Origin of the sequence: Mesorhizobium sp. B2-3-12 (assembly GCF_006442205.1) — a bacterium.
Lineage (GTDB): Bacteria > Pseudomonadota > Alphaproteobacteria > Rhizobiales > Rhizobiaceae > Mesorhizobium.
Window position 1 is genome coordinate 1 of record NZ_VFVR01000026.1, and the last position, 13,845, is coordinate 13,845.

Below are 13,845 nucleotides of genomic sequence, written 5' to 3' on the forward strand. Positions count from 1 at the left end.
AACGAGAAGACCGCGTTCAACCTCCAGGCTTCGTATGACGACTGGAAGGACATCGGTGTCGCGGCGAACGTCGCCTACACCGTCGTTCCCGGCCTTACGGTTACGGCCGAAGTCGACTGGCAGCGCGTCGGCCAGGGCGCCATCGACAACGACTCCGTCTGGGTTCTGGCGACCAAGAAGGACAATGTCGGCGGTCTCCTCCGCTTCCAGCGCGACTTCTAATCAATTCGCCTTGGCGAAATCGAAACCCCGGCGGGCAACCGCCGGGTTTTTTTTTAAGCCGCTTGCAACTATCGCAGTAGGAGGCCTGTCTGTCGCGCGCAGGAAGTCAGTTCGAGCAACTGAGAACGGCTAGCCTTCAGCCAGATCCCCCAACGCATCGATCAATGGCCGGAGCCTGCTTTCGTAGTGCTTCCAACGCTTGACCGATGATTTGTAGATCGGCTGACGAACCTGCCAGCGGCTGAGTGTTCTGACGGAGCCAGTCCTTTCAAAGAAACGGAGGCAGGCATCGTTCCACTCCAAACCAAGATGCTCCACAAGCCGACGTGACTGCCCCTCCTGGTCGGAAACAAGGTCTTCATAGCGATTCTCGAAAATGCGTCCCGGAAAAATCGACTTCCAATGGCGCATGAGGCGATCGTACTCGCGGTAGTACAGCCCAAGCACCGCAAGGTCCGAAGTATACTGATGAGCATCGTTAAGATTTGAGGTGAAGCAGGAAAAACAATTGTCAACGGGATCGCGCGTGCAATGAACAATCCGTGCGTTAGGGAAGAGAAGGCCGATAAGGCCCACAAATTCGAAATTGTGAGGCATCTTATCGACGATTCGCAATGCCTCGGGCGCGTTGAGACGCAAGCTGGATAGATATTCGCTGGCGAGCGCAATGGATTGCGGTCGCGTCATCGATATGACCGGCCGCCCCAACGGGCGCCCCGGCTGCAATTTGAGACCGTTGGCAACCGCGATTCGCCCCAGCTTGGAGAGTTCCCCCGCGCCATGGACATCGGGATGGCTCGAGCAGATCTGTTCCGTCAGCGTTGTGCCGGAACGCGGCATTCCAAGCACGAATACGGGCGTTTCAGATGGATCACCATATCCCGCCCTCGCCGCTAAGAACTCCGGATTGAAGAGCTCGATCCACGCATCCACCTGTCGACGATAGGATTCGATGTCAAAATCGAACCCCTTGTTCGTTGCGGCTCGAAGAAAATGGTCCATGGCCTCATCGTGGCGACCAAGATCATCCAAGACCTTACCCGCAGCCATATGAAGCTGGTACGGCGCATCGGCGGGATTCGCCGTTTTTTGAAGTTCGTCCAGAATGGCTTTGAGTTCGGGCGGCTCGACGGAGAATTTTCGAACCGCCACAAGCGTATTGTAGGATGATGGCACGCTGATGCGCCTGTCGATGCTCTCCTTCAGGCAAACCGTAGCTTCATCCATGCGGCCGAGGGCAACGAGAGTATTCGCAAGGGCCGTCCGGACGAATGCGTTGTCGGGGTCCATTTCGAGCGCTTTTTCATAGAGCGGCACAGCCACGTCCGCCTTTTCGAACATGAAATATGCTTCGCCAAGTCGGCGAAGGGCATCCGTGAGATCCGACTTCAGCTCGCAGGCACGCTGCAAATGATGAATCGCAAGCGGATAATCCCCGACCTTGAGAAAGGCCTCCCCCAGGCTGAGCTGATAGTATGGATTGTTCGGCTCCTTCGCTGCCGCGCGGGCGAAATACTTGATCGCCAGTTCGTCGTCGAAACCGAGCCCCAGCGTGCCGAGAATGTAGAGGGCAAGCGCGTGATTTGGCGAGCGCGTCAGAACACGATGGCAGAGGTCTTCGGCTTCCGGCAGCCGCCCGGCTTTCTGTAGTTCCAGCGCTTGTCTGAGCAGCATGTCATCGGTTGGCCCAAGCAACGATGCAGGCTTAGCTGGTTGGGCTAAGGGTCTAGCCTTTTGAACTGGCTGCGCCTTGAGATGCTTGGACCAGGTTGGGGGCAGCCGTGAGTTCATCGTGCCTCGCTAGCAAAAACGGCCGACAGAATCCAGCATGGGATAAACCACCGGCCGTTACCTGGATACTTGTCAGAACTATTCGATAGCGAGATCTTTCTCCCTACGCCTGCGGATTTGATCCAGTCATGCACTCGCACGCATCTACCCGCTAAAGGGTTAGGGGCCAGATGGGCCGGACGTCTCGCGCAGCCACGGGCCAAATCTTGACATCGTTCCGGCGGCAAGCTTGCCAGACTAAGTCTCAACCAAGTCTCCAAGGGCATCGATCAGCGGCTGGATTGAACCTCCATAAGCCTTCCAGCGATTGACCGAGGAGGTGTAGATCGGTTGTCGAACCTGCCAGCGGCTGAACGTATTCACCGAACCTGGCTTTTCGAAGAACCGCAGACAGGCATCGTCCCAGGGCAGACCCAGATGGTCGATCAAGCGACGCGATTGCGCTTCCTGGTCGGAGACCATGTCCTCATAGCGGTTCTCAAGGATCTGCCCTGGAAAGACCCTGTCCCAGTGACGCATAAGCCGGTCGTATTCGCGATAATACAGTCCGAGTGTCTGGAGATCGGCGGTATAACTATTGTCCTCGTTGAAACTCAGGAAATAGCACGAGAGGCAATTGTCGATAGCATCGCGACGGCAATGAATGATGCGTGCGTTGGGAAACAGAAGTCTTATAAGGCCGATAAGTTCGAAATTATGCGGCAATTTGTCGACGATACGCTGGGCGTTGGGGGATCGTTGCCGGACATGGGCAAGATAGTCTTCAGCCAAAGCCTTCGACTGATCCTCCGTCATGGTCAGGATGGAGCTTCGCAATTCTTCCGGCGAGCGTGTTTTGGGCGCGAGACTGTTCGTGATGCGCCTGAGTTTTGTCAACTCGCCAGCGCCATAAGCATCCGGGTGGCTCGCACAGATTTGCTCGGTCAAAGTAGTGCCCGAACGTGGCATGCCAAGCACGAAGACAGGCACTTCTGAAGAGCTCCCATGTCCTGCCTTGGCGGCCAGCATCCCGGGGCTGAACAGTTCGATCAGGAAATCGACGCTGTTGCGATAAGCCTCCAGGTCAAAGCCGCGGGTCGAGCGCTTTGCCTGCTGAAAATGGCCCATCGCCTCGTCATAGCGCCTGATATCGTTGAGCACCTTCCCGGCCGCATAGTGGAGCTGTTGTATGCTTTTGTTATCAAGCGCCGGATTTTTCAGTTCGGCCAGAATGGATTTTAGCTCCGCCGGCTCTTCCTTGAATTTTCGTATGCTGACCAAGCCGTTGTAGGCAGCGGCGACATCCTGGCGACGGGCGATCGCCTCTTTCATGTAGTTTGCCGCCTCATCCATCCGGCCCAAGCTTACAAGCGCGTTGGCCAACCCTATTCGGATAGCGGAACGGCCGCCGTCGATCTTGAGCGCTTTCTCAAAGAGTGGGACCGCCACGTCGGCTTTACCGAATCCGGTGTAGGCGCGGCCCAGCGCGCAAAGCGCCTCAACCCAGTCGGCCTTCAGTTCGCAAGCACGCTCGAAATGCCTGATTGCATCCACATGCTCGCCGACTTTCAAATAGGTTTCACCCAGGGTCAGGTGGTAATGGGGATTTTGAGGTGCCTCCTTTACCGCTCGCTCAAAACAGCGAATGGCCATCTCGTCATCCAGCCCGAGCGCGAAGCTTCCCAGGAGATACAAGGCAAGAGGATGTCGCGGGGCATGAGCCAATACACGCTGACACAGCGCCTCCGCCTCCGGCAACCGATTTGCCCGATGAAGTTCTGCAGCCCGCCTGAGCAATGCGTCATCGGCCTGCGCGCGTGATGGCGGGCCTGCTTTGGGTTCGGCGATTTTCGGCTGCGGGTTTTTCGGTCCGGACGGAGTTTTCAGATGCTTGGACCAGGCAGGCGGCAGACGATTGTTCATCGTGTCTGGCTACCAAAAAGAGACGGCCGAATCCAGCATGACAAATTGCTGCCTGCGGGCAACTTGCGCCGAATAAGCCGGCACGTTAGCAAGAAGCCCCTTCCAAGCGAGCTTCCGCCATGCGCCAACGCCCCCTTTTGACTCCAATCATCGCAGCACTTCCGTCGACCGTGCCGTTTGTCGGCCCTGAGGCGCAGGAGCGTGAGCGCGGGCGCGCTTTCCGCGCCCGCATCGGCGCCAATGAGAGCAGCTTTGGTCCTTCGCCGCGCGTCATCGCGCGCATGCAGAGCGTCGCGCGCGACCAGTGGATGTATTGCGACCCAGACAATTACGACCTGAAGGTTGCCGCCGCCGCGCATCACAATGTGGCGGTCGAGAACGTCGTTGTCGGCGAAGGCATTGACGGCCTGCTCAGCCTGGTGGCGCGCATGTATGTGGCGCCCGGCGATGCGGTGGTCACCTCGCTTGGCGCCTATCCGACCTTCAACTTCCACATTGCCGGTGTCGGCGGCCGGCTGGTGACCGTCCCTTACGAGAACGATCGCGAAAGTCTGGACGGCCTGCTGGCTGCGATCGTCAGGGATAAGGCGCCACTGGTCTATCTGTCCAACCCGGACAATCCCATGGGGAGTTGGTGGGAGGCGGATGAAATCATCCGCTTCATCGAGGCCTTGCCGGAAACCACGATGCTGGTGCTCGACGAGGCCTATGGTGAGTTGGGGCCGGCCTCGGCCCTGCCGCCGATCGATGTCTCGCGGCCCAACGTCATCCGTATGCGCACCTTCTCCAAGGCCTACGGGCTTGCCGGCATACGCTGCGGCTATGCGTTGGCCGAGACGCAAGTCATCCGCGACTTCGAGAAGATCCGCAACCACTACGGTGTCAGCCGCATGGCACAGATCGCCGGCGTCGAGGCGCTCGCCGACCAGGCCTATCTCGAGACGGTGGTGGCGCGCGTCGCCGCCGGACGGCGGCGCATCGCTGCTGTCGCCGAGCAGAACGGGCTGAAGCCGCTCGCCTCGGCGACCAATTTCGTCACCATCGACTGCGGCCATGACGGTGCTTTCGCTCTGAAAGTGTTGCAGGGACTGTTGTCGCGCGACGTCTTCATCCGCAAGCCGATGGGGCCAGGGCTCGACCGCAGCATCCGCGTCAGCGTCGGTCTCGACCACGAACTGGATATCTTCGCCGAGGAATTGCCTGGTGCACTGGCAGCGGCGCGCGGAAACTAAGGCATTTCCAGACGATCGGAAGCCACCGCCGTATCGAGCAGAGAGCTGAGGCGCGCGAGCATGTCCGACAACTCGACGGCCTCCTCGTCGCCCAAGGCCGCGGTCAAGCGAGCAAGATCGCGATCCGCCGCGGCCTGAAGGCTGGTCAATGCCGCCAGGCCGCGTTGCGTGAGTGAGAGAATGCGCCGACGCATGACGTCAGGGCCTGAACGCGTTTCCGTCAGACCGGCGGCAGAGAATTTGCGAAGGATTCTGATGACATAGCCAGCATCCAGCTGGAGCGCACGAGCGATTTCGGATGCCGCTGGTGCGAGATCGAGTTGAAGCGCCCGCGCCAGAAAGCCTGTCTTGCCGCCAGCGACGGGGGCGATGTGGCCGGGTCGCCGACCCAATTCGAACAGCACACGTGCCTCGGTCAGCGTGTAGGCGCTATGCAGGAAGGTTTCGTCCAGCAGTCCGATCAGGCCGGTATAGAGCCGGTTGAAACGGCGGATGTCATTGATCAACGCTTTCCGATCAGTTGGCATGTCAGGCGCCCTCCCAAAAGGGGTTCACGCCAGACTTTTTTGCAGAAAACTTGGCTATGTCAACTATTTAGTGGGCCGTGTCATAAACCACCGGAACCGGTGCGACTCATCAATTTGGTCGCGTCATCCCTTCCAGCAGTTGCCTTCGTTCGATCCTGCGCCAGACTCCATGCAAGGGAGCGAGCCATGGATGACCGGACGAGAGCAGTGCAGGCGCGCGTGTACGGCAAGGTGCAAGGTGTCGGCTACAGGCTGTGGGTGCGGAGCGAAGCGACCGGGCTCGGGCTGGTGGGCTGGGTGCGCAACGATAGGGATGGCTCGGTGACGGCATGGCTTGCCGGCGCCGACGCGGCGGTTGCCGCCATGATCGAGCGGCTTCGGCATGGCCCGCCAGGCGCTTCCGTCTCGCGGCTCGATGTGGAGGAACTGGAGACCTGGACCACGCATGGAGATTTCAGGATCATTGCCTAGGCGAAACTCACTCTTGAATTAATTGAACGTTCGTTTTATTGTATTTCCATTAACGAGGCGATGATGGCACGCACCGCGGGATCAGACGGCGAGCGAACCGAAGCGGCAGTCCGCGAAGCCGCGGTCAGCCTGATCGCGCGTTACGGTTATGAGGCGATGTCGATGCGCCAGTTGGCCGCCGAGGTCGGCGTGCAGGCGGCCGCGCTCTACCGCTATTTCCCGACCAAGGAAGAGCTGCTGTTCACGCTGATGCGCGAGCATATGCAAGGACTTCGCGAAGCCTGGGAGCGATCGAGGGCACCCGGCGCGGATCCATCGGGGCAGCTTGCCGCCTATGTGCGCAATCACATCGCCTTTCATATCGAGCGACGCCACGCCACGCATGTGTCGAACATGGAATTACGCAGCCTGTCTCCCGACAGGCTGACACAGATCCTGCGCATGCGCACGGCCTACGAAAAAGAACTGCGATCGATCCTGCGCGACGGCGCCGAGGCGGGCATTTTCAGCATCGAGGACACCGGCCTGACGGCCATGGCGCTGATCCAGATGATGACCGGCGTCATCGTCTGGTTCCGGCCAGGCGAGCGGCTGTCGATCGCTGAGGTCACCACGACATATCTTTCGATGACAATGCGCCTCGTCGGCGCGAAGATCGATGTCAATACTACAGCGCCGCGCGTCCCGGCGGACGCGCAAAGGACGCTGTAGCACTGGAATTTCGCCCATGATCCTTCCCGAAAATCGAAGTCGATTTTCGGGGTCATGCGGCAGGAGGAACGGTATGTACACGAACACGCTCAGCTTCGGGCATGACGAGGATGTCGAGGCGTTGCGCGACATGGTGCGGCGCTTCGCGCAGGACAGGATCGCGCCGATAGCCGCTGATATCGATCGGGAGAACGAATTCCCAGCGCATCTATGGGGTGAACTCGGCGCACTCGGCCTGCTCGGCATAACCGCCGATCCCGATTTCGGCGGCAGCGGCATGGGCTATCTCGCCCATGTCATCGCGGTGGAGGAGATTTCACGGGCCTCGGCGTCGGTGGGCCTCTCCTATGGCGCCCACTCCAATCTTTGCATCAACCAGATCAACCGTTGGGCAACGCCGGCGCAAAAGGAAAAATACCTGCCGCCGCTGTGTTCGGGCGAGCATGTCGGGGCGCTCGCCATGTCGGAGCCTGGAGCCGGCTCCGACGTGGTTTCGCTCAAGCTGCGCGCCGACAAGCGCAATGACCGCTATGTGCTCAACGGCACCAAGATGTGGATCACCAACGGTCCGGATGCCGAAACGCTGGTCGTTTATGCCAAGACCGACCCGGAACGGAAATCACGTGGCATCACCGCCTTCATCGTCGAGAAGGCAATGCCGGGGTTTTCCGTGGCGCAGAAACTCGACAAGCTCGGCATGCGGGGGTCCAACACCGGCGAACTGGTTTTCTCCGACGTCGAGGTGCCGTTCGACAATGTGCTGCACGAGGAAGGACGCGGCGTCGAGGTGCTGATGTCGGGCCTCGACTATGAGCGCACCGTGCTTGCCGGCGGGCCGATCGGCCTGATGGCGGCGTGCCTCGACGTGGCGATCCCCTATGTTCACGAGCGCAAGCAGTTCGGCCAGCCGATCGGGGAATTCCAGCTGGTGCAAGGCAAGCTTGCCGACATGTATACGGCCATGAACGCGGCGCGCGCCTACGTCTATGCTGTCGCCGCCGCCTGCGACCGCGGCCAGACCAGCCGCAAGGACGCTGCCGGCTGTGTGCTGTTTGCCGCCGAGAAAGCGACGCAGATGGCGCTCGACGCCATCCAGTTGCTTGGCGGTAATGGCTATATCAACGACTATCCGACCGGCCGGTTGCTGCGCGACGCCAAGCTCTACGAGATCGGCGCCGGCACCAGCGAAATCCGCCGCTGGCTGATCGGCCGCGAGATCATGGCGGAGGGGGCGTGATGTCCCCCTCCGCCGCCTCAGCCGAATGCCTTGGGCAGGTCATCGGTTGGCTTGGCAACGATCTGGTGCGGGTCGCGCCACAGAACCTCGCGATGACTCGGCGACCTGATCGAACGCACCGGCAAGCCGCCCTCCTCGATCAACCAGGCACAATAGCGCGCCCGGCTGATCGCTTCCCTGGCGTCGGGATGAAACCAGCAGATGCCCCAGATCGGCCTACGGCGCTTGAAATGCCGACCAACCCGACCTGGAATGGGCAAATGCTGATTGAACCAATCGAACTGGCTCTCCAGTTCTTCATGAATCCAATCTGGGCCGCCGTTCCGGTGCAGGTACCAGGACGCGTGGAAGAAGCCGGTCTCCACCCGGCTCTTCGGATGGATCAGCGGCGTTACGAACCGCAAATACATTTTGACACCCACCGAGGCTCAAAGCCCGGTGTTCCTTTTGCTCAAATTCGGGACGTGGAAAGCCGCCCTCCGGCGGCGTCAGGCCATGGCCGAAGGGAGACATCTGGTGAAATGCAAAAAAATGCCTTTCATCGTCGCCTCCTGAGGGTGTCGTTCATAAAAACGATGCCACGCTTGGTACGCGGCATCCGGGCGCGGGCTCTTACACTGGTTCCGCAACGGCATCAAGAGATGTGAGAAACAACGTGGCTATACTGAAAACCCAGATTTCTCCTTCCTCTGAAAGCTTCCGCGCCAATGCCGAGCGCATGCGGGCTCTGGTCGCCGACATCGCGGAGAAGGCGGCAATCGTCGAGCGCGGCGGCTCGGACGAGGCCCGCGAGCGTCATGTCGGCCGGGGCAAGCTGTTGCCGCGCGAACGCCTGGCGCAATTGCTGGACACCGGTTCGCCCTTCCTCGAGATCGGCCAGTTCGCGGCGTGGTCCATGTATGGCGAGGAGATCTCTTCGGCCGGCCTGATCGCCGGCATCGGCCGCGTCGAGGGCACCGAGGTGATGGTCGTCGTCAACGACGCCACGGTGAAGGGCGGCACCTATTATCCGTTGACGGTGAAGAAGCATCTGCGCGCGCAGGAGATCGCGCTGCAGAACAATTTGCCGTGCGTCTATCTGGTCGACAGCGGCGGCGCCAACCTGCCCAACCAGGACGAGGTGTTTCCCGACCGCGAGCATTTCGGCCGTATCTTCTACAACCAGGCCAACATGTCGGCCGCCGGCATCCCGCAGATCGCCTGCGTCATGGGGTCCTGCACGGCGGGCGGCGCGTACGTGCCGGCGATGTCGGACGAGACGATCATGGTGCGCAACCAGGCGACCATCTTCCTCGGTGGACCGCCACTGGTGAAGGCGGCCACCGGCGAGGATGTCAGCGCCGAGGATCTGGGCGGCGCGGATGTGCACACCAGGCTTTCCGGTGTGGCCGATCATTATGCGTTGGACGACGAACATGCGCTCGCCATTTGCCGGCGCATCATCAAGAACCTGAATCGGAACAAGGCTGTAAGCCTGAACTTACACAAATCGATTCCGCCGCTTCATCCCGCGGATGAACTCTACGGCATCGTGCCCACCGACCTACGCCAGCCCTATGACGTGCGCGAGGTGATCGCGCGCATCGTCGACGGCTCCGAATTCGATGAGTTCAAGCAGAATTACGGCACGACGCTGATCACCGGTTTCGCCCATCTCCACGGCATGCCGGTCGGCATCATCGCCAACAATGGCGTGCTGTTTTCCGAGAGCGCGCTGAAGGGCGCACACTTCATCGAACTGTGCTGTCAGCGCAAGATTCCGCTGGTTTTCCTGCAAAACATCACCGGCTTCATGGTCGGCCGAAAATACGAGGCGGGCGGCATCGCCAAGGACGGCGCCAAACTGGTGATGGCGGTGGCGACCGCCAAGGTGCCGAAGGTGACCGTCATCATCGGCGGTTCGTTTGGGGCCGGCAATTACGGCATGTGCGGCCGCGCCTACTCGCCGCGCTTCCTGTGGATGTGGCCAAATGCCCGCATCTCGGTGATGGGCGGCGAACAGGCGGCAACGGTGCTAGCCATGGTCAAGCGCGAAGGCATCGAGCGCAAGGGCGGGGAATGGAGCGCCGAGGAAGAGGCGAAATTCAAGAAGCCGATCCTGATGAAATACGAACATGAGGGCCATCCGCTCTACTCATCCGCCCGCCTTTGGGACGACGGCATCATCGATCCGGCCAGGACACGCGAGGTGCTGGCGCTCAGCCTTTCCGCGGTGCTCAACGCGGAGATCGAGGAAACACGCTTCGGCGTGTTCCGGATGTGAGATGAGCAAGGCCTGGGACGCGATCGGCGTCCGTGCCCGTTGTCGTTTCAGCCGTCAAATTGTGGAACTATACCGAGGTGCCGTTGCTGCTATTCGAGGAATTTGAACTTTATGGCCCAACAAATTTCGCAGAAAAAGCAGACTTCAATTCACGCCGCCGATCTGGCGGAGAAGCAAAATATCCGCTACTGCTTGCACTTGCCAGTGCAACGGGGACAGGGCGGAAATGCGACTGAAATATTGCCGGATCGTGGGCGCTTCGATACTTTCCATTCCTCTAATATTCGCGGCAACAGTCTCAAGTCCGGCGGGGTCGCTGGCAGGCAGCAAGGGCGAGGTGCATTTCGCGCCGACCCTGGGCTCGGATCCGAAGAGCCAATGCAACGTCGCCTACAAGGCCTACATCGCCGCGAGCGGCCATTCGGCCTACGCCACGACCTTTTATTCGCGCGTTGTCGACCTTTACATCATCTGCGGCACCAAGCTCAACGCGCCTTCCCAGAAGGCCGCGGAAGAGACCGCGTTGCGCAGTTGCCAGGCCGGCCTGGCGCGATGGAAGGTCAAGACCGCGAGCGGCGGCTGCGCAATCTCGGCGTCGAAGTAGGCAGAGCCGAGCGCCAGGCGGGGCACTCCCTTGGTAAGGGAGATGTTCAGCGTATAGAGCGAACGATTTCCAGGACGGGCCTCCAGGACAATTTGCCTCTCGTGGGGGATATGTCCGGTAGGACTGGGGCGAGCGCGAAGAAAGGCCTGCGTCGCTCGAAGCAACTTCGCCGCTGGAGGCTCCATGTTTAGCAAAATCCTGATCGCCAATCGGGGCGAGATCGCTTGCCGCGTCATTCGCACGGCGCGCAAGCTCGGCGTACACACTGTCGCCGTCTATTCGGATGCCGACGCAAAATCCCTGCATGTCGAGATGGCAGACGAAGCGGTTCATATCGGCCCCTCGCCCGTCGGCGAGAGCTATCTTCGCGGCGACAAGATCGTTGCGGCCGCACTGGAAACGGGCGCGCAGGCCATTCACCCCGGTTACGGATTCCTGTCGGAAAACCCGGATTTCGTCGATCAGGTGGTGGCGGCTGGCCTCATTTTCATCGGCCCGTCGGCGGCCTCGATCCGCGCCATGGGACTGAAGGACGCCGCCAAGGGGCTGATGGAGAAGGCCGGCGTGCCGGTCGTGCCGGGCTATCATGGCGAGGCGCAGGAAATCGTGCTGCTTGCGTCCAAGGCGCGCGAGATCGGCTATCCCGTGCTGATCAAGGCGCGCGCCGGCGGCGGCGGCAAGGGCATGCGCCGCGTCGAGCATCCCGATGATTTTTCGGAAGCGCTGTCCAGCGCCCGGCGCGAGGCCAAGGCCGCTTTCGGCGACGACCGCGTGCTGGTCGAGAAATATGTCGACAAGCCGCGCCACATCGAGGTGCAGGTGTTCGGCGATAGCTTCGGCAATGCCGTGCATCTCTACGAGCGCGACTGCTCGGCGCAACGCCGCCACCAGAAGGTGATCGAGGAGGCCCCCGCCCCCGGCATGACACAGGCGCTGCGCAAGGCGATGACGGAAGCGGCGGTGAAGGCCGCCAAGGCGATCAACTATTCCGGCGCCGGCACCATCGAGTTCATCGTCGATGCCTCGCAAGGCCTCAAGGCCGACCGCTTCTGGTTCATGGAAATGAACACCCGCCTGCAGGTCGAGCACCCGGTCACCGAGATGGTCACCGGCACCGATCTCGTCGAGTGGCAGTTGCGGGTCGCCAGCGGCGAAAAACTGCCGAAGACACAAAGCGAGATCGCGCTTTCCGGCCATGCTTTCGAGGCGCGCATCTATGCCGAGGACGCGGCCAAGGGGTTTCTGCCGGCGACGGGCACGCTGCACCACCTCAAATTTCCGGACATTGCCCCTGAAGGTGCCGCGATGCGCATCGAGACCGGCGTGCGGGCCGGCGATGCCATCTCGCCCTATTACGATCCGATGATAGCGAAGCTGGTCGTCCATGCCGGGGACAGAGCGGCAGCGCTGGAAGCGCTCCGCGCGGCGCTCGCGCAGACCGAGATTGCAGGCTCCACCGTCAACACCGCTTTTCTTGCCGCCCTTGCCGCCGATCCGGATTTTGCGGCTGAAGACGTCGATACCGGCCTGATCGGCAGACACCAGGAGGCGCTGACGGCGGTCGCGCCGCCGACCGGCGAAATCATCTCGGCCGCCGCCCTGGCCGCTTCGGGTGCCGGAGCATTGCCGCCGTCGGACGACCCTTGGTCGTCGCTTGCCGGCTATGCGCATTTCCACGGTGTGGCGCGCCGCACCAGGCTGAAATTTGGCGACGAGGCGATACTGGCAAAGGTTTCAATGCGGCCGGACGGCCGCTTTCAGGTGGCGCTCGATGCGCCATATGACAACGCCAATGCGCATGACCTTCGCACCCTTCCCCGCCTCGCCCGCTGGCCTGGCCACATCACGGTGTTCGAGGGCGCTGTCGGCTATACTTTCAGCGTGCCGGATCCCCTGGCCAGGAGCGATGAAGCAGCCGCCGCCTCCGGCAGCCTGCGCGCGCCGATGCCGGGCCTGGTCAAGCTCGTGCGCGCGGCGAAGGGCGAAGCTGTGATCAAAGGGCAACCCTTGCTGATCCTCGAAGCGATGAAGATGGAGCACACCATCGCCGCACCACATGACGGTGTGATCGCCGAGATCGCGGCCGAGGGTTCTCAGGTAAGCGACGGGACGGTGCTGGTGCGGTTCGTCGGAGAACCGAACGCCTGACGGCGGGCGCGTCACATACCTATACGGTGGAGCCCTTTGCGGCCACGCTCGGGCGTTTCCTCACTCTCCAGGTAAAGATCGACGTGGCCGCATAGTTCCAAACGGCGCCGAGGAGGATGCCGGCCAAGCCTGCCGACCACCATCTGTAATGACTGTTGGCGAACAGATAGTTTGCAATGCCTACATTGGCGAAAGCACCCACGGAGCATACAAGCATGAAAGTGAACAGGCCAAAGATCACCTCCTTGGCACCCCGGAGACGTCTATCGCGATAGGTCAGTGTGTTGTTCACAAAGAAATTGAACACCATCGCGGCGACTGTCGCGAGGCCTTGAGCGGCTATGAAATCCGCAAGACCCGTGGCGAGAAGTGCCGACAAGACCACCATGTGAACGAACACGCCAAGGCCGCCTATCAGGGAGAAGGATATGAAGCGCGCCGGAACGACGTGACCGACCAACTTGTCGGCCAGCAGCATCAGATATTCCCATGTAACCAAGGCATCCAGCTTGCTCTCGCCGGCCTGCCTCGTGCGAAACTGGTAAGCGACCTCCTGGATCCTCAACGGAGATTTCGAGGAAGCGCAGATATCTAGCAGGATCTTGTAGCCTTGACCTGACAAATCCCTGACCGAGTTATCGAAAGCTGATCTCGTAATAGCGAAGAACCCGCTCATCGGGTCCGTGAGATCGCTCTTCGTTACCATCTTGGCCAGCCGCGTTGCAAAAGCACTAATT

The 13,845-nt window shown here is 60.8% G+C and carries 13 protein-coding genes; 8 read left to right on the forward strand and 5 right to left on the reverse strand.

The genetic code is table 11. From position 1 onward, the window contains the following. A partial coding sequence (locus FJ948_RS29785) for a porin (RefSeq protein ID WP_181173883.1) occupies positions 1-222 on the forward strand: 222 nt, incomplete at its 5' end. Between the two features lie 129 nt (positions 223-351). On the opposite strand, the gene FJ948_RS29790 is transcribed toward FJ948_RS29785, so the two are convergent. Together FJ948_RS29790 and FJ948_RS29795 are read right to left on the reverse strand one after the other, a co-directional pair. Further along, positions 352-2,013 carry a sulfotransferase gene (locus FJ948_RS29790; protein ID WP_140710834.1) on the reverse strand — a complete coding sequence of 554 codons (1,662 nt, stop codon included), beginning with the start codon at positions 2,011-2,013 and terminating at the stop codon, positions 352-354. 237 nt (positions 2,014-2,250) lie between these two features. Then, on the reverse strand, positions 2,251-3,915 hold the full coding sequence (locus FJ948_RS29795) for a tetratricopeptide repeat-containing sulfotransferase family protein (protein WP_140710836.1): 1,665 nt from the start codon (positions 3,913-3,915) through the stop codon (positions 2,251-2,253). A gap of 119 nt (positions 3,916-4,034) precedes the next feature. Between FJ948_RS29795 and FJ948_RS29800 the strand changes: the two genes are divergently transcribed. After that, positions 4,035-5,147: a pyridoxal phosphate-dependent aminotransferase gene (locus FJ948_RS29800; RefSeq protein ID WP_140710838.1), complete on the forward strand. Its 1,113-nt coding sequence runs from the start codon at positions 4,035-4,037 to the stop codon at positions 5,145-5,147. Here FJ948_RS29800 and FJ948_RS29805 read toward each other — a convergent pair. Continuing rightward, on the reverse strand, positions 5,144-5,653 hold the full coding sequence (locus FJ948_RS29805) for a MarR family winged helix-turn-helix transcriptional regulator (RefSeq protein ID WP_246677657.1): 510 nt from the start codon (positions 5,651-5,653) through the stop codon (positions 5,144-5,146). The genes FJ948_RS29800 and FJ948_RS29805 overlap by 4 nt on opposite strands. A 207-nt stretch (positions 5,654-5,860) precedes the next feature. Here FJ948_RS29805 and FJ948_RS29810 point away from each other — a divergent pair, with 207 nt between their 5' ends. From FJ948_RS29810 to FJ948_RS29820, 3 genes are all read left to right on the forward strand, one after another. Next, positions 5,861-6,145: an acylphosphatase gene (locus tag FJ948_RS29810; RefSeq protein ID WP_140710842.1), complete on the forward strand. Its 285-nt coding sequence runs from the start codon at positions 5,861-5,863 to the stop codon at positions 6,143-6,145. 63 nt (positions 6,146-6,208) lie between these two features. Beyond that, positions 6,209-6,856 carry a TetR/AcrR family transcriptional regulator gene (locus FJ948_RS29815; RefSeq protein WP_140710854.1) on the forward strand — a complete coding sequence of 216 codons (648 nt, stop codon included), beginning with the start codon at positions 6,209-6,211 and terminating at the stop codon, positions 6,854-6,856. A 73-nt stretch (positions 6,857-6,929) separates the two neighbouring features. Next, a complete protein-coding gene (locus FJ948_RS29820) occupies positions 6,930-8,093 on the forward strand; it encodes an isovaleryl-CoA dehydrogenase (RefSeq protein ID WP_140710844.1) in 1,164 nt (387 codons plus the stop codon). Positions 8,094-8,110: 17 nt separating this feature from the next. Here FJ948_RS29820 and FJ948_RS29825 read toward each other — a convergent pair whose 3' ends face one another. Further along, positions 8,111-8,458 carry a hypothetical protein gene (locus FJ948_RS29825; RefSeq protein ID WP_246677658.1) on the reverse strand — a complete coding sequence of 116 codons (348 nt, stop codon included), beginning with the start codon at positions 8,456-8,458 and terminating at the stop codon, positions 8,111-8,113. 290 nt (positions 8,459-8,748) lie between these two features. Between FJ948_RS29825 and FJ948_RS29830 the strand changes: the two genes are divergently transcribed. The 3 genes from FJ948_RS29830 to FJ948_RS29840 all read left to right on the forward strand — a co-directional run bounded on the left by FJ948_RS29830 (position 8,749) and on the right by FJ948_RS29840 (position 13,108). Next, positions 8,749-10,356: a carboxyl transferase domain-containing protein gene (locus FJ948_RS29830; protein WP_140710848.1), complete on the forward strand. Its 1,608-nt coding sequence runs from the start codon at positions 8,749-8,751 to the stop codon at positions 10,354-10,356. Positions 10,357-10,693: 337 nt separating this feature from the next. Beyond that, entirely contained in the window at positions 10,694-10,960 is a 267-nt protein-coding gene (locus FJ948_RS29835) for a hypothetical protein (RefSeq protein ID WP_348643045.1), read from the forward strand. Between the two features lie 183 nt (positions 10,961-11,143). Beyond that, entirely contained in the window at positions 11,144-13,108 is a 1,965-nt protein-coding gene (locus FJ948_RS29840) for an acetyl/propionyl/methylcrotonyl-CoA carboxylase subunit alpha (protein ID WP_140710852.1), read from the forward strand. 19 nt (positions 13,109-13,127) lie between these two features. Here the strand turns inward: FJ948_RS29840 and FJ948_RS29845 are convergent. Further along, positions 13,128-13,845: GtrA family protein (locus tag FJ948_RS29845; RefSeq protein WP_181173884.1), on the reverse strand; the 718-nt coding region annotated here is incomplete at its 5' end.

Bases quoted from the DNA above. Each gene is read 5' to 3' on its own strand.
- FJ948_RS29800 (WP_140710838.1), top strand. From the start codon at position 4,035: ATGCGCCAACGCCCCCTTTTGACTCCAATCATCGCAGCACTTCCGTCG.
- FJ948_RS29795 (WP_140710836.1), bottom strand. From the start codon at position 3,915: ATGAACAATCGTCTGCCGCCTGCCTGGTCCAAGCATCTGAAAACTCCG.
- FJ948_RS29790 (WP_140710834.1), bottom strand. From the start codon at position 2,013: ATGAACTCACGGCTGCCCCCAACCTGGTCCAAGCATCTCAAGGCGCAG.
- FJ948_RS29840 (WP_140710852.1), top strand. From the start codon at position 11,144: ATGTTTAGCAAAATCCTGATCGCCAATCGGGGCGAGATCGCTTGCCGC.
- FJ948_RS29820 (WP_140710844.1), top strand. From the start codon at position 6,930: ATGTACACGAACACGCTCAGCTTCGGGCATGACGAGGATGTCGAGGCG.
- FJ948_RS29810 (WP_140710842.1), top strand. From the start codon at position 5,861: ATGGATGACCGGACGAGAGCAGTGCAGGCGCGCGTGTACGGCAAGGTG.
- FJ948_RS29815 (WP_140710854.1), top strand. From the start codon at position 6,209: ATGGCACGCACCGCGGGATCAGACGGCGAGCGAACCGAAGCGGCAGTC.